29 protein-coding genes and 3 pseudogenes are annotated in these 23120 nt (G+C 24.0%); 3 read left to right on the top strand and 29 right to left on the bottom strand.

Translation table 4 applies throughout. The features are described from left to right. Positions 1–4: 4 nt before the first annotated feature. The 12 genes from ABNT63_RS02190 to ABNT63_RS02135 all read right to left on the bottom strand — a co-directional run bounded on the left by ABNT63_RS02190 (position 5) and on the right by ABNT63_RS02135 (position 8247). A complete protein-coding gene (locus tag ABNT63_RS02190) occupies positions 5–514 on the bottom strand; it encodes a hypothetical protein (RefSeq protein WP_348736226.1) in 510 nt (169 codons plus the stop codon). 53 nt (positions 515–567) lie between these two features. Next, the gene (locus ABNT63_RS02185) at positions 568–1995 is read right to left on the bottom strand and encodes a hypothetical protein (RefSeq protein WP_348736225.1); all 1428 of its coding nucleotides are present in this window, start codon (positions 1993–1995) and stop codon (positions 568–570) included. A 212-nt stretch (positions 1996–2207) separates the two neighbouring features. Continuing rightward, positions 2208–2525, bottom strand: coding sequence for a hypothetical protein (locus ABNT63_RS02180; RefSeq protein ID WP_348736224.1), 318 nt, complete (start codon positions 2523–2525; stop codon positions 2208–2210). Between the two features lie 29 nt (positions 2526–2554). Next, a complete protein-coding gene (locus tag ABNT63_RS02175; RefSeq protein WP_348736223.1) occupies positions 2555–3430 on the bottom strand; it encodes a major tail protein in 876 nt (291 codons plus the stop codon). Between the two features lie 128 nt (positions 3431–3558). After that, positions 3559–3810 carry a hypothetical protein gene (locus ABNT63_RS02170; protein ID WP_348736222.1) on the bottom strand — a complete coding sequence of 84 codons (252 nt, stop codon included), beginning with the start codon at positions 3808–3810 and terminating at the stop codon, positions 3559–3561. A gap of 6 nt (positions 3811–3816) precedes the next feature. Further along, the gene (locus tag ABNT63_RS02165; RefSeq protein WP_348736221.1) at positions 3817–4113 is read right to left on the bottom strand and encodes an HK97 gp10 family phage protein; all 297 of its coding nucleotides are present in this window, start codon (positions 4111–4113) and stop codon (positions 3817–3819) included. A 106-nt stretch (positions 4114–4219) separates the two neighbouring features. After that, the gene (locus ABNT63_RS02160) at positions 4220–4546 is read right to left on the bottom strand and encodes a phage head closure protein (RefSeq protein ID WP_348736220.1); all 327 of its coding nucleotides are present in this window, start codon (positions 4544–4546) and stop codon (positions 4220–4222) included. Next, positions 4516–4833 (bottom strand): phage head-tail connector protein, encoded by a 318-nt coding sequence (locus tag ABNT63_RS02155; RefSeq protein ID WP_126821068.1) that lies wholly within the window; start codon positions 4831–4833, stop codon positions 4516–4518. The genes ABNT63_RS02160 and ABNT63_RS02155 overlap by 31 nt, the downstream gene beginning before the upstream one ends. 17 nt (positions 4834–4850) lie before the next feature. After that, positions 4851–6389 carry a phage major capsid protein gene (locus ABNT63_RS02150; protein WP_348736219.1) on the bottom strand — a complete coding sequence of 513 codons (1539 nt, stop codon included), beginning with the start codon at positions 6387–6389 and terminating at the stop codon, positions 4851–4853. Between the two features lie 21 nt (positions 6390–6410). Further along, on the bottom strand, positions 6411–6716 hold the full coding sequence (locus tag ABNT63_RS02145) for an HK97 family phage prohead protease (RefSeq protein ID WP_348736218.1): 306 nt from the start codon (positions 6714–6716) through the stop codon (positions 6411–6413). Then, a complete protein-coding gene (locus ABNT63_RS02140; protein WP_348736217.1) occupies positions 6700–7956 on the bottom strand; it encodes a phage portal protein in 1257 nt (418 codons plus the stop codon). Before ABNT63_RS02140 ends, ABNT63_RS02145 begins: the two co-directional genes overlap by 17 nt. Positions 7957–8004: 48 nt before the next feature. Beyond that, positions 8005–8247 (bottom strand): terminase TerL endonuclease subunit, encoded by a 243-nt coding sequence (locus tag ABNT63_RS02135; protein WP_348736216.1) that lies wholly within the window; start codon positions 8245–8247, stop codon positions 8005–8007. 79 nt (positions 8248–8326) lie between these two features. On the opposite strand from ABNT63_RS02135, the gene ABNT63_RS02130 reads away from it, so the two are divergent. Together ABNT63_RS02130 and ABNT63_RS02125 are read left to right on the top strand one after the other, a co-directional pair. Next, complete coding sequence (locus ABNT63_RS02130; RefSeq protein WP_348736215.1) at positions 8327–8461, top strand: hypothetical protein; 135 nt, start codon at positions 8327–8329, stop codon at positions 8459–8461. A 475-nt stretch (positions 8462–8936) separates the two neighbouring features. Beyond that, the gene (locus tag ABNT63_RS02125) at positions 8937–11102 is read left to right on the top strand and encodes a PTS fructose transporter subunit IIABC (protein WP_348736214.1); all 2166 of its coding nucleotides are present in this window, start codon (positions 8937–8939) and stop codon (positions 11100–11102) included. A gap of 152 nt (positions 11103–11254) precedes the next feature. Here the strand turns inward: ABNT63_RS02125 and ABNT63_RS02120 are convergent, their stop codons facing one another. Next, positions 11255–11620, bottom strand: a complete 366-nt coding sequence (locus ABNT63_RS02120; protein ID WP_348735505.1) for an integrase core domain-containing protein — start codon at positions 11618–11620, stop codon at positions 11255–11257. After that, positions 11592–12341, bottom strand: coding sequence for a hypothetical protein (locus ABNT63_RS02115; RefSeq protein WP_348736213.1), 750 nt, complete (start codon positions 12339–12341; stop codon positions 11592–11594). The genes ABNT63_RS02120 and ABNT63_RS02115 overlap by 29 nt, the downstream gene beginning before the upstream one ends. Before the next feature lie 74 nt (positions 12342–12415). Between ABNT63_RS02115 and ABNT63_RS02110 the strand changes: the two genes are divergently transcribed. Continuing rightward, on the top strand, positions 12416–12742 hold the full coding sequence (locus ABNT63_RS02110; protein ID WP_348736212.1) for a lipoprotein: 327 nt from the start codon (positions 12416–12418) through the stop codon (positions 12740–12742). A gap of 124 nt (positions 12743–12866) precedes the next feature. Here ABNT63_RS02110 and ABNT63_RS02105 read toward each other — a convergent pair. The 15 genes and pseudogenes from ABNT63_RS02105 to ABNT63_RS02035 all read right to left on the bottom strand — a co-directional run bounded on the left by ABNT63_RS02105 (position 12867) and on the right by ABNT63_RS02035 (position 23109). Beyond that, positions 12867–15050: pseudogene (locus tag ABNT63_RS02105) on the bottom strand (spiroplasma phage ORF1-like family protein). Positions 15051–15062: 12 nt separating this feature from the next. Beyond that, positions 15063–15299 (bottom strand): hypothetical protein, encoded by a 237-nt coding sequence (locus ABNT63_RS02100; protein WP_348736211.1) that lies wholly within the window; start codon positions 15297–15299, stop codon positions 15063–15065. Beyond that, on the bottom strand, positions 15292–15564 hold the full coding sequence (locus tag ABNT63_RS02095; protein ID WP_348736176.1) for a hypothetical protein: 273 nt from the start codon (positions 15562–15564) through the stop codon (positions 15292–15294). The genes ABNT63_RS02100 and ABNT63_RS02095 overlap by 8 nt, the downstream gene beginning before the upstream one ends. A 2-nt stretch (positions 15565–15566) precedes the next feature. Then, a pseudogene (locus ABNT63_RS02090) lies at positions 15567–16012 on the bottom strand (hypothetical protein). Next, a pseudogene (locus ABNT63_RS02085) lies at positions 16005–17018 on the bottom strand (hypothetical protein). Before ABNT63_RS02085 ends, ABNT63_RS02090 begins: the two co-directional pseudogenes overlap by 8 nt. Beyond that, entirely contained in the window at positions 17018–17221 is a 204-nt protein-coding gene (locus ABNT63_RS02080; RefSeq protein ID WP_348736210.1) for a DUF2649 family protein, read from the bottom strand. The pseudogene ABNT63_RS02085 and the gene ABNT63_RS02080 overlap by 1 nt, the downstream one beginning before the upstream one ends. Before the next feature lie 138 nt (positions 17222–17359). Continuing rightward, positions 17360–17749, bottom strand: a complete 390-nt coding sequence (locus ABNT63_RS02075; RefSeq protein ID WP_348737126.1) for a DUF3627 domain-containing protein — start codon at positions 17747–17749, stop codon at positions 17360–17362. 666 nt (positions 17750–18415) lie between these two features. Beyond that, positions 18416–18610, bottom strand: a complete 195-nt coding sequence (locus tag ABNT63_RS02070) for a hypothetical protein (RefSeq protein WP_348736209.1) — start codon at positions 18608–18610, stop codon at positions 18416–18418. A 349-nt stretch (positions 18611–18959) separates the two neighbouring features. Further along, complete coding sequence (locus ABNT63_RS02065; protein ID WP_348736208.1) at positions 18960–19229, bottom strand: hypothetical protein; 270 nt, start codon at positions 19227–19229, stop codon at positions 18960–18962. 15 nt (positions 19230–19244) lie between these two features. Further along, positions 19245–19973: a hypothetical protein gene (locus ABNT63_RS02060; RefSeq protein WP_348736207.1), complete on the bottom strand. Its 729-nt coding sequence runs from the start codon at positions 19971–19973 to the stop codon at positions 19245–19247. Positions 19974–20242: 269 nt separating this feature from the next. Further along, positions 20243–20368 (bottom strand): hypothetical protein, encoded by a 126-nt coding sequence (locus ABNT63_RS02055; protein WP_348736206.1) that lies wholly within the window; start codon positions 20366–20368, stop codon positions 20243–20245. 44 nt (positions 20369–20412) lie between these two features. Then, positions 20413–21315 carry a hypothetical protein gene (locus tag ABNT63_RS02050; protein WP_348736205.1) on the bottom strand — a complete coding sequence of 301 codons (903 nt, stop codon included), beginning with the start codon at positions 21313–21315 and terminating at the stop codon, positions 20413–20415. A gap of 77 nt (positions 21316–21392) precedes the next feature. Beyond that, positions 21393–21917, bottom strand: coding sequence for a hypothetical protein (locus tag ABNT63_RS02045; RefSeq protein ID WP_348736204.1), 525 nt, complete (start codon positions 21915–21917; stop codon positions 21393–21395). 98 nt (positions 21918–22015) lie between these two features. After that, complete coding sequence (locus tag ABNT63_RS02040; RefSeq protein ID WP_348736203.1) at positions 22016–22501, bottom strand: hypothetical protein; 486 nt, start codon at positions 22499–22501, stop codon at positions 22016–22018. Positions 22502–22614: 113 nt separating this feature from the next. Continuing rightward, positions 22615–23109: a hypothetical protein gene (locus tag ABNT63_RS02035; protein WP_348736202.1), complete on the bottom strand. Its 495-nt coding sequence runs from the start codon at positions 23107–23109 to the stop codon at positions 22615–22617. Positions 23110–23120 lie beyond the last annotated feature (11 nt).

The following is a 23120-nucleotide window of genomic DNA, read 5'->3' as shown; positions in this document are numbered from 1 at the left end:
TTTTCTATTCCTCCTCAATTATAAAATAACTTCCCACAGTATTTGTAATAATTTTTCAACCATGGTTAGGATTAGATAAAAAATAATTATTTATTTCTTGAAAATGATTATAAAGAATATTAATTAAAGTATTAATATTTTCATCAGTAATTGATCCGCCTCAGCCGCTATGATCTTCTTTATGAAAATTACTAATTTCTGATTTGATTTTATTTTTAAATTGTTGATAATTATTTGCATTTTCTTGATAAATTTGTTTAATTTTATTTCATTCATTGATATTAATATCTAATTTTAGTTGATCATGAGCTAAAAATTTATAGTATTTTTCAATTTCATTATATTGATTATGTGATTCATGTTTAACTATTTTATGATTAAAATTAATTCATCAAAAAATAGCAGTTCCTGCAATTACTAATCCCCCAATTACTAATGATAATCCTAAAGTTTCGGGAGCTAATGATGCGGCAGAACCAGCTTCCGTTCCAATAACTACCCCTTCAGTTGCCACAACTGCGGATCCTTCTGTAAATGATAAAGTTTCAGCCGCTGTTAAACTTTCTGCTACAGTACTAATAAAGCACTAATAATACTTATTCCTATTCCGATTGCACCCATTGAAGATGATAACCCCAAAAGGGCTGTTTTTAATAAATTAATGGTATTTATTAATAAACCTCCAATAGATACTAATTTTCCGAATATTAATACAGTTGGTGCCATAACTGTTAATATACCTAAAATTTTAAATATTAATTCTTTTTGGCTAACACTTAATGAATTAAAAGTATTGATTATTTTTTTAATTGAAGGTATTAAATTACTATCAATAAAATTAACAAACTTTTCAAAAATAGGGAATAAACCTATTGCTAATTCCATTTTTATTATTGATAGTTTTTGTATTAATTCACTTCATTTATTACTTAATTCTGTCGATTTTTTAATATTTTCATTTGAAATTAATGTTAAATTTTCAAAATTATTAGTTAAATTTTTTATTTCCTCATTACTTTTTAATAATAACGGAGCAATTTTACTACCTAATTCATAACCAAAAATTTTAAAAATAAAGTTACTTTTTTCTGTTTCATTTGTTATTTTAGATAGTGCATTTTTTGTTTCTAAAAAAATAGTTTCAGTATTTTTTAATTCCCCACTAGTATTTTTAATATTAATTCCTAATTGTTGAAATGCATCAGTACTTTCATTAATAATGCCTTGTGACAATTCATAGGTTGTTTTATTTAGTTTTTGAAATAAAATTTCAATATTTTCAGTTTCTAAACCAATCTTTTTAGCAATAAATCTAAATTTTTGTAAATTATCAGTTGAAATATTAATTTTTTGTGCTGTTTTATTTAATTCTTCACCAAATAAAATCGTATCTTTTGTTATTTTTCCTAAAATAGCCTTAATACCAATTAACGGTATTGTAATATAAGCACTTAATTTTTTACCTCTATCTGATAATTTGTTTCCAAATTTAATAAATTTATCGCCACTTATTTTAGATAGTTGTTTGTTAGTTTCTTTTAAGTCGCTATTAAACTTAATTATATTACGATCAATTCTATCAATAGTTAAATTTGTAAATTCAATTTCCCTTGGTATTGCATTAAATTTCTTTTGTAATTGAGACAATTCAACATTTAATTTTTTAATTTGTTTTTCATCTGTTGCATTTTTAAGTGCTATTTCAGTTTTTTTAATTTGATTTAAATATTCTTTTTGATTTTTTTGTAATTCATTTACTTTATTAATTAATTGTTGTTTTTGTTTTGTTGTATTTTCAATATTTTTGTTATATTCAACAATTTTATTTCTTAAAATATCAATTTCTTTACCATTTTTAAATTTTAAATTATCATCAAGATTAGCAAGTTTTCGATTTGAAAGATTAACAGTATTGGCTAATTTTTTGACTTCTGTATTTATATTTGATAAATTTGTACTAATTTCAAGATGCATTCCTTTGATTTGTTCTGCCATTAAATTTTAACCTCCAAAAAATATTTTATTTATTTTTTCTTGTGTTGGTTTTTTAGAAAAATTATTATCATCTTGATATCTTTCTGAATGTAAAGCTATAATATTTAAAAATTGTTTTAAGGTAAATAATTTTAAATCACTAACTAAATAACCACATTCTTTAATTAAACAAATAAAAGTATTAGTTCAATTTTTATTTAAATTTTGATTAACTACTTTTTTTCATTAATATTATTATTTGAAATAAATACATCTGCTATTAAATTATTTAATTTTGTTACAAATGCTTCATTCATAATTTCTGATAATGGGATACTTTGGAAAAATTCTTTATAATCTAAATTATTATCATAATTATATGCAAAAGAAAACAACATATCTAATAATTGTTTATATGAAAATTTTTCATTCTTCATTTTTTTAAAATCAGTAATTAAATCACTACCAGTTAATTGTTCATAAATTACTAAAAAATAAGCACTTGTATTAATATTTATATCAACATTCCCAACTTTAATTTTTTTGTTCATATTTAACTCCTTTAAATTCTTAAATATTTTTAAGAATTTTTAATTACAACATCAATCGGATTTGTTTGACCAATAGCGTTATTTTTACCTTCAATTTGAACTTCTACAGTTTTACCATTTGTAATATTAATTGGTCAGTCTTCACCTTTACTTTCAATAAAGTAATCAAAATCACTCTCGGTTAAAGAACTATTTACTGCTTTTACTGCTTTTAAAACAACAGTTTTAAATTGTGGTTTTAATTCTTCTGGTGTTGTACTTGCTGCGTTTGTAACATGAATAGTTGGTTTATCTAATTTATTAATTTTACTAATATTGATTTTAATTATTTCAGAATGTATTTCACTATTTTCTTTATATACTTCATTAAATCAACTATTAAAAATATTTTTATTAGTATTTTCACTAATATAACTTTTAATAATATTATCTTCTGCTCTGGGCAGGGCATTAAATTCAAATGAATAAGTATCTGCTTCAACATTTTCGTTTTTTGTATTGTGTGTTTCATTAGACCTTTTTAAATTAACTCGATAAAGTCATATTCTTCGTTTTTCGGTGTCACCATCAATTTCAAAACCCATTGCCATTTCTTTTGGTTGAATATTTGATTTTTCAAATCTAATATTATTTTTATCTTTTATTAATCCAAAAATTTCTTCTAAAAATATATCACTTGGTTTAATAATAGTTAATGTTCCAGTATAACCTTGATTAGAATGAGCAATATAATAGGGAATATTATTAGCATAAATAGTAGTTGTATTTTCAGCAATATTTAACGCTAAACTGGTAGCACCTTTAATTGCTTTTGGTGTTTCATAACTGATTTTATTATCTATTGTTTTAATAATTGCATAATGAACATTTGAAAGTCCAAACTCAATTAAATTATCTTTGTTCATATTTTTTCTCCTTTTAATTATTTTCTTGTATTAATTAAATAAACTTCATATATTGTTATATAAATTTTTTCACTATTTAAATAATAATTTTGTACTTTTTTGAAAATGATTTTATTATTTTCTAATATTTATTCTAATTCTTCTTCTAATAAAAAATTTCTTTCTTGTGTAAAAATTGATATTTGAATTACTTGTTTTTTCACATATGAAATATTATCTGCGTATAAAATACTTTGATTAGTAATATCATAGTATGTAATGTAATTTGATAAATTATTATCATCTATTTTACCAAAATTATAAAAAATAGGTATTTTAAAATAATTTTTAGAAATTAACCCGTTTATTAATTTTAAATTTTTTTGTATTGAGTAATTCATTTAATTTTAAACCCCATTTTTAATAATATTTTTTATATTTTCTATAAACTCATTAATATTTTTGTTATATGCGGGTCGCATAAACGGTCGTGCTATAATTTGTGTTCCAGACCAATAATGTCTTACACCAAATTCAATTAAGTGAACTATTTGATATTTTTTCTTTGCTCTTATGTAAGCAATTATTTCATCTTCATTTTCTTTAATTTCTAAAATAAAATAATTTCGTAAATGATTTTTATTGTTTTTGCTAATCGGAACTTTTTCTTTTATTTCTGCTAAAATTTTATTTCCAGTATTCATAACTTCATTTTTTATTTTATTTTGAATATCAAATGTATATTATTGAATAGATGAAACCATTTCTGATGTTATATCTTTTAAAGAATTAAATTTTTTCTTCATTTTTTTATTCTCCAATATTATATGTTAAAAATAATTCTAAGTAATCATTTTTAGGATCATATATTCTTTTAATAAAAAATTCTTTATTAGTTCCAAATAAATTTATTTCAACATAATTTTCGTTATTAAAATTGTGTTTATAAATAATAATTTTATGTTCCATTTTTAATGTTTCTTGGTTAGCAATAAAATAATCATTAATATGTGTAGATAATATTTCTCCAAAAATATTTTTTCGGTATTTTTCTTTTAAAATTGGGCGATTAATTTCATCTTTAATAGTTTGCTTAAAAATTAATATTATTTTGTCATTAAATTTTCTTTTATTCATTTTGCTCAATTTTTAAATTTTAATTGTCTAATATGCCAATAAAATAAATCTGGTAATTCATTAATTTCTCGACCAAAATTATGTTTACAATAAATACCTATGATATCTTTTATTTGTTCATCCTTATCAGAATTAATAACAATTATAGGAATGCCGGCAGTTAATAAAATTTCTTTTGCAGATAAAATTAATGTTTTAAGTTCTTTATCAAAACTTTTATCATTTTCTTCTAATCTCAACAATAATTTAATATAATTTAAAAATTCTGTTGTTGTTTCTACTGGCATAATAATTTATCTCCTTTTTACTCTCTTACCACATTAACAAATGCTCATTTTGCGACAGTATTTCCATCGGCAATGAATGTTGCTTTGTATGCGATTAAATCTTGATCAAATAAGAAGTCTGTTGATTTAGTAATGTTTAATTGTTTTTGAAAGTTTCATTTATATTGACTTAAATCCCCAAATGTTATAAATGTTGATTTTTCTGTTTCTGAATATTCTGGATATTCATCGCATAAAATAACATCATAACCAAAAATATTGTATTTTAATGTTTCATCACTTTTTGTGTGGTTTCAAATTGGTCTATCATTTTTATCTTTAATTGCTTGAATTTGTGTAAAGAAAGTAGATTTATTCATAATAAACTTAACATTATTATGATAACCAGTTGGAAGTAAAGAAATAATTTTTTGAATTGTATCATAAGAAATATTTTTTTCAGTTTGTGCTAATTTATGTTTAAGAATATTATTATTAGTAATTATTCCTTGTGGTTCAAGTTTTGCAGATCCTTGTCCTTTTGCAATAGCGTATTCAATGGCATTTTGTACTTCTATTGCTAAACTATCAATAATAAACTTTTTAAAATTATCTATTGTCATTGCTTCTGCACTTTCTGAAATAGTTATCATTGTTCCTCATCTATATCCATTTAATTGGACTGATTCAAAATCAATTTTTCCAGTTAATTTTTCGCCTTCTTTGCTTCATTTTACGCCAACATTTTCATCTTTTTTAATAGCAAATTTTAAAAAACCATCAATATTTGAAACTGATACATTTTTAATTAAATCAGATGTACCTTGTAATTTTGCAATAATATTTTCTCATATTGTTGTTGGTACTAATGGTGAAGCATCTTGGTTTCCGCTTGAATTTGTGCCAATTTGTAAAAACTTAATTTCTTGATTTGTTAATTTTTTGTGTTGCAATTTTTTTAATCAAGCATTTTTATATTCTTTTGATTTTAAAATATCATCAGTATTTTGTAAAATATTTTTATTTTCATAATTATTGTAATTATAAAGGTTTTCAATAATACGAGATTTTTCTGGTTGTTCTGTTTGATTATCTTCAATAACTTCTTGTTCAATTTCATTTTTAATCATTTCTAAACGATTGAATTCTGATGTAATTTCATTAATTTCTTTAACAAGTTCTTTAAATTTTTTTACATCTTCATCAGATATATCCGCTTTTGTTTCAATACCTTTTTTTAAAAGGTTTAATTCTTCTTTTTTTGTTATTTTTTGATTTCTCAATTCTTTTAATTTATCATTTAAATTTTTTGTCATTTTTTTGCTTTTATCTCCTTGTAAAATTTCTTCTATTTCTAGATTTAACATTTCTTTTTGTAAAATATTAAAATTATTAGTATTTTTACTTTTAATTTCTTGCACTTCACTTTTGGGATTTGCACCCAATGGAACTAATGAAACTTCGTTTACTTCAACTTGTTTTAAGTATCTAACAATATTTCCTTTAATTTCTTTATCTTCTGTTTCTATTGTTGTATAACCTATGCTTAATTGCATCGGTCGATTGCTTTTTTGCATTTGTTTTGAAATTTCATATGCTTATTTTCCAACCGTAATATTTGTATTAATTTGCATTTTAGCTCATAATCCATCTTTTTTACTTTCTAAGTATGCTATTCCAATTGGATTTTTATGTTCATGACCTCATAATAATGGAACTGCTGGTGTGTTTTTAATAGTTTCAATAAAACTATTTTCATCAGTAATGTCACCGTGATAATCAATAACATTATATTTATTAGCAATTCCGATTATTTCTTTAATGCCATCATCATTTGTTTGTATAATATTTTTTACTTTAAAATTAATTTTTTTATTAATCTCGTTATTAATTGTTTTGTTCACTTTTATCTCCTATATTTTTATTTTTAAGTTGTTCTCTTTCTTGCCAATCAGAATTTTTTGTCATTCCATAAATATCTAATCCCTCAACACTTTCATATCCCTCTTGATTTCTAACTTCATTCGGTGATAAAACACTATGTTCTAACATTTTTGCGTAATATGCTGTTTTATCTTGTAAATTTCCCAGTAATACTCGTTTTGCTGAAAATGATATATAGTTTCCTAATTCTAATTCTTTTTTGCTGAAAATTTTAAAACTAAATTCTTGTTCTCATTGTGTTAATAATGGTTGGATAACAGAACTAACATAACCTTGATATTGCTCTGGACTATATTTTCCATTAACAATTTCAGAAGCAACATTATAAAAGTTATAAATATTATTTCGATATTGCTCCATTTGTTCTTTATTTAAGTTAGAAATATTACAATCTACTTCTTGAAAATCTAGACCATTATCTAAAATGGCAAAACCGCGATATTTATTTTGTAAATTATTATCTACAAATTCTTTTAATTTTTCTTGTAATTGTTCTGGGGCAACTATATTATTAACTTTTAATATACCTTTTAAATTACCTGATTGTTTTAAATTATTAATTGAGGAATTAATCATCTCTTCTAGTAATTTTGTTGAATATTCTAATGATTTATTTGGAATTTCTCCGAATAATCCTTTATTATAAAATTTTCGTAAATGTATTAAATCATCATATGGTAATACTAAATTTGTGTTATTTAAATAAAACTTTATAAAATATTGATTATTTTTATCGAATAAAATTTCTAAAAAATCATACTCAATAGGAATTAAAGAATTAATTTTTTCATTTTCTCATTGAATATAAATAAAAGTATTTCCTTGTAAAAACAAATTAGTTGTTATTTTATAATAAAAATCATAAGCACTCATACCTAAATTTGGTCTAACATTTAATAAATATTTTAAATTATATTTATTTGTAGTTTTAATATTTTCTTTTTCGACACATTGTGGTATTGCTTTTAACTGGGCAATATCACTCGCTATTCGATTAATTGTACTTTTAACAACATCAATTTCATAATTATTAGTAAAATTTGATAAAAAAGTTTTAAAGTCATGATTAATATACATAAAATTTTGTTTTTTTGATAAATTATTATTTATTGTTTTTTGTTTTTTCTTAAATCACAGAGCAATTTTATTACCCTCCTTACTTAAATAAATTAATTTAAGTCGTCACGATGATACCATCATTATTTAAAAAAGTACAAGTTTTTATAAGAATTTGTACTTTAAAATTAATTAATCATTAAAATTTTTCCCGATATCTGTTTGATAAATTTTAAAATGTTGTTCATTATTTATATACATTTTATAAGCAAATAATAGTGCCATAAAACCATCAATTCTTTTGCGTGAACTTTTTTTAATTGGCATAACATTTTCTTTACTATCTGTTATAAGTTTTGTGTTATCTAAATTTCATTTAAAAATAGGGTGATTATTATAAATAATTTTATCATCATAAAATAATGGAGAAATCAATTTTATTAATGGTGATATTGTATATAATCCACAACAACCACCAAAAGATAGTAATTGAAAATTAAGTGCTCGTTCTAGTTTGCCAGATAATAAATGATATATTGCAATTGTTAAAAAGCAACAAACTGATGATTTTTCTATTATAAAATTTAATTTTTCAGATAAATCAGTTTGAAATGTTGGGGCACCTTATCATACAATTATCAAAAAATAATCCTCATATTGAATCTTTATGAAATATTTTTAAAAAAGAAGCATTAGATAAACTGGAATATACTTTTGATGAGTTTAAATACCAAACAAATTTATATTTTAATTGATATAATCTTAAACGATTAACAATATAAAGTTATTATTTAATAAAGTTTCCGAAATGGGGTTTCACATCACCAGTCTTAAAGAAGCCTTAATTCATTATCATGGTTTGGGTTTCACTAATATTCAAAATTATTTAAATCTATGAAAATGAAAATACCAACATAAAGGTTTAACACCAAAACAACAATCAATGGTATTATATTTTAACGTTTAAAAAATTTAAAGCAAAATCATAATCTTACACAAAATTAGTTTTCAAATTGTCATATTGATGATTTTTTTATTTCATCAAGAGTTTTCGACAAAATTAAAGAAATTATTGAGTTTTAATTTTAAAATAGTATACTATAAATTGAAGGAGAAAAAACTATATGTATAATAACATTTTTAATGAAAAACATATTATTTTAGATTCAACAGCTAAAACTAAAGAAGAAGCTTTTTTAGAACTTGCTCAATTATCTGAAAATCTTGGATATGTTTCTGACCGCAATGAACTTGTTAAAGGTTTTGAGGCCCGAGAAAAAGAATCTTCAACAGGTTTTGAAGATGGTTTTGCAATTCCTCATGCACGAATTAGTGCTATTACAAATGCAGCGGTTTTATTTATTCGTTTCAAAAATGATGTTGATTGAAATGCAATGGATGGAAAACCAACGAAAGTTGCAATTGCTTTAATTATTCCTGAAGCTAAATCAGGAGAAATTCATTTAGGAATTTTAAGTGAAGTAGCACGAAAATTAATTGATGAAGATTTTAAAAAAGCAATGAAAGTTGAAACAGACAAAGCAAAAATTTTAGCAGCATTATTAACTGGGATTGGAAAAGAAGAGGTTCCAACCAAAACTACTCCAACTGGTCAAAAGCCGTTGCTTTTAGCAATGACAGCTTGTGCAACAGGAGTAGCACATACTTTTTTAGCTGCGGATAAGTTAAACCAAACTGCTCTTAAAATGGGATACGACATTAAAGTTGAAACACATGGAGCTGAAGGTGTTCGCAATGATTTTACAGAGAGAGAAATTAAAGAAGCCAAAGTAATTATTGTTGCAACGGATATTGGGCTTGATATAAAAAGATTTAGTGGAAAAAAAGTTTATAACTGTCCAGTTGCAAAAGCAATTAAAGATCCAGAGGGGGTTATTAATGCCGCTCTAAAAGAAGGAAAAGTGCAACCAACTGGAGAATTTATTACTAGGGGTGCTAATGATAGCAACCAAAAAGTTGGAATAATGAAGCACTTAATGGCTGGGGTTTCATATATGGTTCCAATTGTTATTTTAGGAGGAATTTTTATTGCTATTTCATTAGGATTAGCAAAAGCAATTTATGGTCCTAACTATGAGAATTTTCATGGTTCATTAAAAGGAATGGGTTGAATTCCTGATGCTGGCAGAAAAACAGCACATTGAGGAGAAATATTTTATACTGACCCATTAATTGACCCAAAAAACTTTTTCTATTATCTTAATGTTATAGGGGTATCAGCTTTTACATTAATGATTCCAATTTTGGGAGCATTTATTGCTAATTCAATTGCTGGTCGTTCAGCAATTGCTCCAGCTTTAATTGTTTCATTTATTGGAAATAATGCTGTTAACTTTTATCCTTTACCAGGAATTGAAGCAGTTAATACTCCAACTGGATTCGTTGGAGCAATTGCAGCCGGATTAGCGGTTGGATATACTGTTAAATGAATTAATACTTGAAATGTTCCAAAAGGATTAAAACCAGTAATGCCAATCTTCTTTATTCCAATTGTTGTCGGCTTTATCTATGGAATGATTATGATGTTTGTGATTGGCTCAACTGTTGGTTGAGTAATGGGTAAATTCCAAGATTGAATTTCACGAACATGAGGTAATACTTCAAATGCTGCTAATGTAGCAATTGGATTAGGCTTTGGACTATTGATCGGAGCAATGGCTGGTTTTGATATGGGTGGACCAATTAATAAAGTTGCATTCTTGGCATGTACAGGTTTAATTGGTTCAAAAATTTATACACCAATGGGGGCAATGGCAGTTGCAATTCCAGTTGCGCCAATGGGAATGGGAATTGCAACATGAATTTTTAAACCATTCTATAATGAAGAACAACGAACAATGGGTTCAACAGCATTATTTATGGGGTGTATTGGAATCTCAGAAGGAGCAATTCCATTTGCAGTTAATGATCCAAAACGTGTTATTCCAAGTAACATTGTTGGTTCAGCAATTGCGGGTGCTTTAGCTGGTGCTGTAGGAATTGCTGATTTGGCTGGTCATGGTGGACCAATTGTTGGATTCCTATCAGCGTTAGGTTGTGGTAATGGTGATGGTGGAGTTTATGGATGAGCTAGTGCTTGAGGATGGACATTACTAGCATTCTTATTTATGATTATTGGGGCTTTAATTACTGCCTTTATGTATGGTTTCTGACAAGTTGTAGATAAAAAACGTACTGGTGAAACAATTTCAATGAAACAATTTGTGGTAAAAAAACATACTGATAAAGTAGTTGCTAATAAAAAATCTCAAAAAGTAAAAAAAATGTAGTATACCACACACATTTTGAAGATTGCAAGAAAAAATAATAAAATATATAATTTAAAATATAAAAACATCATTAAAAATGATACATATATAAATAAAAATTCTAAAATTGACACACTAAAAAATAGTTTAAATAAAACTTTATAAATTTAAAATTATTTAGTTAAATTAGTTAAAAATTCAAATGGTGTCTGAAAATTCAAAGATTTATGCACTCTTTTAAAATTATAAAAGTAATAATAATCATTTAGTTTATTTTGTAAACCAACTGCATCCAATATTTTTTCATCAAATACAAATAACTTATTATAATTTTGATGAAATCTTTCAATTTTACCGTTTGACTGCGGAGAACGAACGGGTGTTGTTTGATGTAAAATATTTTTATCTGTTAAAAATTGAGTAAAAGTAGTTTCTTTAACGCTACTTTTTTGATTATTCCGATGACTATTAATAAATTCAGAACCGTTATCAGTTCTAATTCGTGTTATTTTAATACCAAATATTTTTTTTAAAATCACTGATTGCTCTTTTAACAGCATCAATAGCATTCTCAGTGCATAATTTATCATAAATATAACCGAATACTCCTCTAATTCTTTCATCAATAAAATCATAAACATAATACTTTTTATCAACTGGAAATTTACTTGGCATAAAATATTTAGCATCCATTTGTAATAATCCTAATTCTTTAACTTCATATCTTGGATGTTTTCTTTTAATTTCTTTAATTTTATTTTTTATTTTTAATCATCGTTTATCTTTTTTAAGTCAACGAAAAAATGTTTTTAAATTTTTTGGTACTTTATTTTTTAATTCTTCACCATGAATTCCTTTTTTTAAATTATAAAACAATGATAAAACACCCCCAGCGTGTTTATCACAATATTCAAAATATAAATCACAAATATTCTCGCGAACATCATTACTATATTGATAATTAATATTATTAGGAACTGTTGATTTTAATAATAAATCTTCAAAATTATTATTTGCATATGCAAGTAAAATTTTATTTGCTCAGTAATAAAAAGTTGAAAATTTATTTTTAAAATATTTTTTAATCAAGTCTTTTAATAACAACTTAGTTTCAAGAAAAAACTCCTTACATAAATTAATATATGCAAATATTTTTGTTTTTATTCTTTTATAATATTTATTTTTATAATTTTTACTTAAAAAATCTTGTGATTTTGCTTGTAAATCGCTTAAATTAGAGTTATTAATAATATATTTCATTAATTTACACCCACCTTAAGAATATATAGTATAATTATAACATTGAAGATAATTTAAAAAGAAAGGATAAAAATATGAAAAAAATAATTAGTATTTTAGGAGCAATCGGATTAACAACAACAAGTACAACATCATTAATTAGTTGTGAAAAACCAAATAATAATGAAAACGGGGGTAATAAACCCGAGCCATGATATAATCCACAACAACCACCAGAAAATAGTAATTGAAAATTAATTACTACTATTGAAAATGTAGACAAATATAAATGAGAAGATAAAACTTATATTGGAATTGTTAAAAAGCAACAAACTGATGATTTTTCTATTATAAAATTTAATTTTTCAGATAAATCAGTTTGAAATGTTGGGGCACCTTATCATACAATTAATGGAGTATAATATATTGTTAATTCGTTTTATCAATGACAAGAAAATAATGAACCAGAATTACCAACCATTAACAAAAACACTGGTGAAATTACTGATTGAAAAGAACAAAAAGGAACTAAATAACAGTTCCTTTTTATATTAATCTTACAAATTTCATAAATATAATTAATAGAAATATATTTGTTATTGTATTATATAATGCTGAACTAAATTTTCATACCTCAAATGTTTGATTAAAAAAACTATATATTGTTTGAAAAATCTTACCAACGCCACTGGCTAATTCGTTTACTTGTTTTATACCAGGGATATTATTAACGATTCAAATTGCAGCATTTCTGATATGACACGCTAAATTATATCAACTACAACTTTCATACTGTGCTTGTCATCATTGCCCGTCAGAGAACAATCCACCATTATTAATTTCTTGTCAGTTATAAATTCGAAAATTAAAGTCATAATATCGATACATATCATTTTCTTTTTGGGCTTGTAATTCAAAGACATTATATCCGATTTTTTGTTCTTCCATTTTCCTATATTTTAAACCATATTTGTTTTTTAAAGTTCCTTCAAAAACATAACCCTCATTTTGATTAATATTATAATTATTTGCAACTGAAAAATCATAGTTAAATACATCTCCATAATTTGTGTTATAAAACCGATTTTTATAAGCAGAATACATCTTAAAATCTAATAATTTATATTTATCAGAAAAATAAAAATATCGTGGGTAAATTTTAAAACCATTATTGGCTAATAAACCATATTTTTTGTTATATCCTTGTGTATAAGTATTATTATTTAAATCAAAAATTGTTCGTAAATAATCTTTATAAAAATTTTGAGAAACCGTAAACATACTATTTAATAATTTTTCAAATTTAGTTTTATTAATATTGCTTTCCTTAATTAATACATCTGTAAAATTAACTAATTTTAAACCAAAAAAGTTAATTAAAACCGTATCATATTGTAAATTATCAATATATCCACTTTCAATAAAATTACTACGATTTTGAAATACTGGAACTAAAGCATGAGCAAAAAATGCTTTTAAAAATTTATTAATATCAATTTGACCTTTCATCTGTTCAAAAATCTCTTTACCAGTATTAGGAGTATTACCCTGATAATAATTATATATTTCAGCACTAAAATTAAATATATTTTCCTTATCTTTCATAAAAGAAAATAAAAAACCTAAATCATCAGTATACCGATAATTATTATAATCATATCCATTTCAATATTAGTTAAGATGTGTTAACTCTAAACTCCCAGCAATAATATTTTTTCGTTCATCAATCGTTAAAATCATTCGATAAATTGATTTTTTAGTTAAAATAGTACCAATACTAGACTTATTCAAATTATTAATAATTTCAAAATCAAAAATAATTCTTTGACTACCTAAATTTGGATCATCATAATCTAGATTACCGCCTTGTTGAACCCTAATATTTTCTTGAACAATAACATCTAAGTAATTATTTAAAAAAAAATATTTAATTTTATTTTGACTATCAATATTTCAATCAGTAATTTCACCAGTGTTTTTGTTAATGGTTGGTAATTCTGGTTCATTATTTTCTTGTCATTGATAAAACGAATTAACAATATATCATACTCCATTAATTGTATGATAAGGTGCCCCAACATTTCAAACTGATTTATCTGAAAAATTAAATTTTATAATAGAAAAATCATCAGTTTGTTGCTTTTTAACAATTGCAATATATCATTTATTATCTGGCAAACTAGAACGAGCGCTTAATTTTCAATTATCTTCAATTAAATTAACTGATTGTAAATTATTTATATTTGTTTTTAATTTATTTAACATCTGTGTTAAATTATATTTAGTTGTAAAAGAATAAATAAAATTTGTTAATTCTCTTAAAAATTGCTTTTTATCAACATAATAAAATTTATTAATATTATATTGTATAGCATAATTATCTCAATTTTTATATAAATCCATAAATTTATCACTTGGTTTATCATAAGAAACACCAGTTGAATAACTATCCTTTAAAAAATCTAAGTATCATTTATCATTATAAGTTAATGATTGTGATGTTTTTAATGTTGGGTTAATAAAATAATTTGTTTCTGACCAGTTTTCAAAAAAAGTACTGCGTAAAAACATTGTATTAATAAAATCTGTTTCATTCATTCCTGTTGATTGTTGCTTAACAATATAATTTTGCTGATTTAATGGTTTAAACGCTGTTAAAGTAATAAAAGGAATTACTAAACTTAAAATGCCTAAAATAAATATTGAAAATAAAGATATTGTTTTTTTCATATTTAACTACTCCTAACTATAGAATGTTTTTGAAACAATAAACCTAACTATATATAAACTTGATATCGTTAACATTAGTGGATGACTAAATAAAATTGCCATTTTGCCAAACAAAGAAAGTAAAAAAGTATCAGAATTATATAAATCCATAATAATATTTTTTGCTGATGTCAACTGATTAATAATAACTGTAATAAAACCAGTTCCAAATATAGCGATTGCCGCTACCAATAAAACTAACTTAATCATTGCTTATTTCACCTTTCTTTTTATTTTTGATGATATATTCTATTAAAAAATCAATAAAACTAATTAATAAAAGTGTTAAAACAAGTCAAATTAATAAATATCCTAAACACATTAAATTTCCAACAATACCAAAATTTATAAAAAACTCTCTAAATTTTTCAAAATCAGCAAAATATAATAAAGCGATACCTAAAAAATGACATAAAATAAAAATTAATGTTTTTCATCATCATTTTTTTAAAAATCTCAAAATTTTATTTTTCATATTTACAACTCCTTACTTTTTTTTATTCTTTTAGTGCTATGAATTCTTTTAAACCCTTGTTCTCTTGTTTTTGCTTGCTTGCTAAACTTGATAACTGTTGTTTATTGCGACTAACTTTAAATTGTTTTCGTTCTTTAATATGTTTTTGTAAACCTTGTTTAGTACTAAAAACACCCCGAACAGTAACACCGTATAGTTTAGAACTATTAATAACACCACTTTTAACTGTTGAACCTAAATCGTTATAATTAGTTGATGTTCCGTAAATTGCATAAATTGATAATTTAATAACCATAAAAAAGATTAAAAAATAAGCAATTGTTATATTTGTCATTGGTAATTTAGTATTTCAAATCACATCAAAAACAAATAAAAAAGTATCAAAAATAAAACTAAAAATCTTATTTCAATTATCATTATTAATGCTTTCACTTAATAAATTACTCATCTTTTTTCTTTCCTTTCACTTTTTTTGCTTTTAAATTTTCTTTCAAAATATCAATATCAAACAATTCTAAGCGTTGTTTATTATTTAATTTTGATATATCTTTTTAAAAATATTCTTTTTTATTAACAACTTCATCATTTTTTAAATAACGGACAAAACTTAATCAATGACTATCATATTTATTAGCAAATTCAAGGGGAATAATTATCTTAAAAAACCGAATTCCTAATCCAACATCCGACTTATGTTTTGCTCTTTTACCTTCTGCTGTTCGTTCTACTGATTTTGTTTTTCAAATTTCATAATCTGTAATATCTTGAAAAATACCAATTCGCATAATAAAAAAACGATTAAAAATATTACCTAATTTAGATTTAACGGGTTTTTTCAATGAAATCGGAATAATAATACCGCTTGCTAAATGACGAATATTATTTCACATCATACCCTCACGCTGTACGGTAAAAATCGCTCTATTTTTAAAATGTCTTGCTAAAACAATCCACACACTTTTACCACCATGAACTTTTTTAACTTCGTGAGGACTAATTCCATCAATATATAAAAAACTCTCATCAAATAAAATTAAACTATCATCAGGTGGGACTAATTTAGTTCTATCAGTAAAATCTAAGTTATTAAAAGTTAAAAGTTTTATTGCATCATCTTCAATTGGATAATTACTATAAATTTTCTTCGTTAAAAGTTTCATAACTTGTGATAAAAAAGTTAAAAGTAATGTTTTACCAGTTCCTAATTTACCAATAATTACGGATAATGGATTATCTCAAATAAAGTAAACTAAACGAAAAACATTTAACTGATAAAAAACATTTTTTCAAACTCACCAAACAAAATATACAGACTATAAAGCAAATAATAATCAAAATACTAAACCAGTATAATTTAATGAAATTATTCAAAGCAATAAATCAATTAAACTAAACAAAACCATTGAACCATTAATATAACAAAAATTTATTAGAAAAAATACAAACTTTTTCATTATTTAAAATACCCAACTATTTTAAAAATCATTCACAATAAAAACCAAGTTAAAAACAAAATTACAATTCATATACCAACCATCAGAGTTAAATATTCATTTTGTGTTAAATTTCAAGTTGTAATATTTTCAATATTTGTTTTATCTATAAACAAAAAGACATGAATAAAAAACTCTTTTAATTTTTCTCAATTATTTTGCATATTTAAAAACTCCACATTTTTTGAATAAGTTTAAAAAACATACCAAAAAATAAAATAATAAATAATACAAACGATAAAACATATAAAAATTCAGGGGCATTTGAACCAATAATATAACTAACAAATTGAACTCAATAATTATATAAACTCATTATCTAATTCTTCCAAATCGCGAATTAATTGCTCTACTTTTTCGTCATTTCAATTTATTAAATTATTATTGATATTTGTTTTTACTTTTTTAGGTTCATTTAAAAATAATGCTTTGTGCATACGCGTAAAATAGTTTTGTTTATATTGATTATATAAATTTATTAATTCTGTTCCAGTTAAATACTTTCAAGTATGTCGTTTTAAATTTTCATCATATTTTACAATAGGATAAGAATTATTATAAATTAAACCAATTGCTACTTGCTCTGAATGTTTTTCACTAGGATAAATAAATTTATTACTCAATCAAAAACCAATATGGTGATTATGATTAGGTAAATTTATAAAACTTGCTTTATCTGTTTCAAAAGGAATAAGTTACTTGCTAATAAAATAATTTTCTATATTTTGATTTTTCTTAACAAAACTACTCAATTTTTTCAACTCCTTCATAACAATTTAAACAATAAAATTCATCAAATCGTAATCTTTTCATATCATTAAAACAAGTTTCACATTTATATTCAAAATAATTAATCATTACTTATCATCTCCTAACTAAATGTTTGTTTAATAAACAATGTTATATTTAATGTTTATATATTGTTTATTTATTGATAAAAACATTGATTATTAACAATGTTATACATAATGCTAATATATTGCTTATTTAATGTTTAATAAACAATGTTATTAACAATGTTAAATATATAAAATAGTAAAAATTGGCACACTGAAAAATACTATTAAGTTTTAAAGTAATAGTAAAATAAAGACATTTTTTTCTTGTTTTTATAAAAAACCCCAATTTTCTTTATACGACCAAAAAATAAACTAGTGTGCCTTAATTTTGTTTAAAATAACTTAAAATATAGTGTTATATTCTATTAAAATCCTTTAACCATATGACGGAAAAAGTTTAATATCTTAATAATAATAAATAATCCAAATGGAATTAAAATAATTCACGCATCACCTAAAAAGGTCATTAACTGTGGTAAAATACCATATACAGTTTTACTTTACCCATTGCATTTTGCATTACCTAACCCAGTTCAAATATAATCCATTCCAGTCCCAAAAGTAACTGCATCTGCTAAAAAATTCATTATTTTCTATCCTCCTTTTTTCAAGTTCTTTTTTTTCTTTTTTCTTACCTTGAATTTGTCTAACTTTTTGATAAATTGATAAACCAATTCACGCAAAAATACCTAACAAAATCAAAATAACTGACACGATATAACTCCTTTCAATAAATTAAAAAATTGAAATTTGCAAACTCGCTCCACTCGTTGTTGCTTTGCTCCACTTAAAAACATTATTAAATAAATTATCCGCTAATAAATTACGCGAAATAATTTATTCTTTTACTTTTTAATTTCAATATCTTTTGCAATCTTATTGACAATATTAATAACAATATCTTTACCATACTTTTTCACTAACGACCGCAAAATAAAATATTGCTTTGTTTGCATAATTTCAACTCCTTATTTAAAATATTAATAAAATTTATTTTGTAAAAAATGTAAATACCACAAAAATACAAAATGTATGTGGTTTATACACCATTTATAACACCTCTTTATTTTGTATCTTCTTTTTTAATAACATCTTCAATACTATCTTGTTTTTGTTGTTTTTTATGTGTTTTGATAAATCTAATTGTTTCAATAATTAAAACAATAACTCCAAAACCATTAAGCATTGAACCAATAATTACATATGCAGGTCAACCAATTCCTAATTTAGTAGGTCCTATAAAACAAATAATAATTCCTGCGATAAAAAACAATGATGAAACTCCAAAGATTTTCAAAAACATAATTACATCTTTAACTTCTAATTTTGACATAATAACATCTCTTTTCTATATAGGTGTCCCTTCACCCTGATATTCATAAATGCTAGGGTCAAAACCAGATAAATCATTTCAAGTTTTGCCATTATCATTACTAAATTTAAAATATAAAGAATTAGGAGTGATACCAAACATTAATTCGCTAAATGGTTGTGTTTTACAAGATAAATATGATATTCAAAATTTTGAATTTTTCTGAAATAAACCAGAAAATTTAATTCAATTTAATCCTTTTAATACTATTACATAAAATTTATCATTAATTAATTCCGTAGTATGATTAATAATTTTTTTCCATAAATGATTATTATCATATGTAATGGAATTGTAGACTGCTTTTGATGTTGGTACTTCTTCATCTGTTGACTTATCATTAATGATTTTTGTTATTGGTACTTGAATATTATTTTGTACTTCTCTGACTATTTTTGTAAATCTTGGTATATCTTCGGGTTTTTGGTCATTATGAAAACTTAAATCACCATATATGTATATATTTTTAGAACTAACATATCTTTTACAAGCTATATAATCAATTTCTATATTAGAATTTTTTGTTAATTTATCTTGTTTTTTATCTAATTTATCATCATTTTCTATTCTTTCAGTTTTTTCTTTTTCTAATAAAGCATCAACTTCTAATTGTGTATAATATGCTTCTAAATCTATCATAGTTAAATCAATACCTTCTTCTTGAAAAGTACGAAAAATTTTCTTTAAAGTTGTTAAATTAGCCAATGATTTTGCATAGGTAGGCATAGACCTTGTCAAGTAATCATAGGGTAATTTTGCGATGAATAATTAATATCACCAACACTCATATTTGCCGAAGTAAAAAATTCAATTGGAATGCGGTTAAATGTTTAATGCTCAATCGTAATAAACACCATATTAATACAAATTTTCTTTAATAATGGATCTTTAAGTGTTTCAAACTTTAGTTTTGAAAATGGATAGTTTAAGTAATAATTAATCATATTTTGGGCTCTTAAAGCAAATGTTTTAAATTATAATTCTACATCACCTTTAAAGAACTTATTATAACGAACTGGAACTTGTGTAATTTTACCTGTCATTGGAATAAAATTATTATAATTTTCCAAAGTAACATTTTGTCATAATTCATTTAACATTTAATCATCTCCTTATCATTTATTTTTTTTAGAATATATTTTATTTAAAATAAACTTTTTACTATTTTTAATAGTGTTTTTGTTTTAATTGTTTTGTTTAAATCTTGTTTTGTTCTGAGTTGTTTATATGCTTGAAATACTAGTCCATTACCCAATAAATTGGTAACCGCACTATCTTCTAGCGTATTTAACAATTTATCTTTATTAAAGTTATTTTTAAATTGTTCTTGCATTTTTAATATCTTAGCAATTGTCCGATATATTTTAAAACTATCTTTTATTAATTGCTGATAAGCAAGCGGGGCAAAAGAAACTAAATTAAACAAACTTGTTTTTTTAAATCCCCAACCAATAAACCACTCACTGTTCATATAGAATTTAAACGGTTCAGGGGCCAAAACAAACTGTTCTGCTTTGATTAAAGTTGTCATAACTACAATGGGGGCATATTTAGGATTTTTATAATATATTGTTAAAGCAACTTCACCCGCAACTGATAAAGGAACAATTTTTACTGCTAAAAAAACATCAGAACCATAAGCAAAAGGTAATAATTGGCTTTTTTTAATAGTCTTAGTTTCAAATTTAGACAATATTTTTTTAGTTTTATCAGTAATTTTATTAATTACTTTTTGTTTAATAGTAATTATTTGTTTTTCAATTGGGGCTAATAATTTTTTAGTTAATTTTTGAATATAAAAATTTGGGTTTAAATGATTTAAAATTTTATTTAATTTAATTGGTGTTTGGTGCAAGATATTTAATAATTTATTATTGTATACTTCGCTACCACGCATTAAATTAGCATTTAATAGTAGATTTTTACCAACACCTTTTTTATGAAGATTAGTCATAATGTTATATCACTCATTAGTATTAATTTTACTTATTTTATCAATATTTAATCCATATTCAGACAATCATTTATTAGCATTTTTTTCATTCACGCGTGGTATTTTTTGAACTAATTTAGGACTTATTTTTTGAATATTTTTCTCAATTTTTAAAAAATTATTAATTGTTTCTAAATTAGAAACTTAAAACCTTTATAAAAATCATTTTGGGCTAATTTTCCAATTGTATATAATAAAGTTTCATTATTAGTCTGCTTTGTAAAATCAAATATTAATTTATCAGATAAAATATTTTTACCTGTAACTTGCCTTACAACATCTTCTAAATTATTAGCAGTTATTACACCTAATTTTTCAAGTAGTTTAGTTTCTTTTGCTAATTTTAAAATTCTAGTTGTTCGAACAGCACGCGTTAATTTACCAATTCCACCAATTGCTGGTAACAAATTTAAGGCGGTACTTTTTGCTGTTACTTCTGATTTTAATTTATCATATATTTGATTTACGGCAAAATCAGTTGCTGTTTCTACTCCAAACGAGATAAATGCTGCGGCAAAATTAGATAATCCCGCACCAAGACCAACAGCCAAAGCAATACTACCAGTTAAAAATGATAAACCAAGAGCTAAAACTTGAATTCCTAAAAATTCTAATAACTGTAAACCAAAACTTTTTTCTTGTTGTTGGATTGACAATCTAGTTGGATTTTTTTAACAGCATAAATAAGGGCTGTTTTAGATGTTCCAATTGGCATATCATTTATCAAACGAAAAATTACTATTTTTTAGTACTATTAAGAATTTTTAATTTTAACATCAATCGGATTTGTTTGACCAGTAGCGTTGTTTTTACCTTCAATTTGGACAAAAACCTTGGTATCATTTGTAATATTTATTGATCAATCAACACCAGCACTTTCAATAAAGTAATCAAAATCACTTTCAGTTAAAGAACTATTTACTGCTTTTACTGCTTTTTCAATTTTTGAAACAATATGTTTAATAATTCCTTTTGGTTCAACCACTGCTCCACCTAAATATAAAACTCTTTCCATAATCAAAGTATTACCCATTCCAGTACCTAACGCAGCAGCACCAACTCTTAACGGAGTATGATTTTTTTTGCGGAAAATAAGAGGGTCATATTTTTTGCTAAACTTAAAGACAATTGCATTAACACCATCTGGTAATAATTCAATTGTTCCTTCTGAACCATCTTTATTAATAATTGGTAATTTTTTAGGAACCATATAGTATGTTGTTCCTTCAACAGTTTTCATTGCTCCACTTGTTGTGATTACACTATTTATTTGGTCGTTTGCTCAAAGTTGTAATAAAATCAGCCGAACCTAAAACAATTGTTTCTGATGAAGTAAAGCCGTTTTCATATATTTTATCCATAATTTCATCATGAATTTGTAAAGCATTTGTATCATCTGCTTTTTTTGCCTTGAATAGTTGTAACTGTTCCTTTATTAATAATTTCTAAAATTTTATTGCGTTTATAAGCAACCTCAGTATCCATTGCTTGTTCAATATCGGCAGCCCAAAGATTAGGATTAAAATCATTTTCTACAGGATCTAATTTACGAGCAAAAGTTAAAATTGTATCTAATTCAACAACTCCATCTTCAAATTCTATTGTTGAATATTTTAGAAGATTATCATCGGTATTAAATACTTGTCCATCTTTTCCCAAATCTTCATTATATTTAATATTTTTCTTTCTTTTATATGTTAAACCAAATTTATTTGCTTCTTTTCACGCAAATAAAGCTTCTCAACTTAATTTTTGTTGATAAGTTTGTAAATATCAAGTTTCAAACGTTTCTCTATCATTAACTGTTGCTTGGTTAACAATATCGCCAAAAATTATTTTTGGATCCATATTTTTATTCC

The organism is Spiroplasma endosymbiont of Ammophila pubescens (assembly GCF_964020965.1).
Lineage (GTDB): Bacteria > Bacillota_I > Bacilli_A > Mycoplasmatales > Mycoplasmataceae > Spiroplasma.
This window is presented reverse-complemented; position numbering and strand designations above follow the sequence as displayed.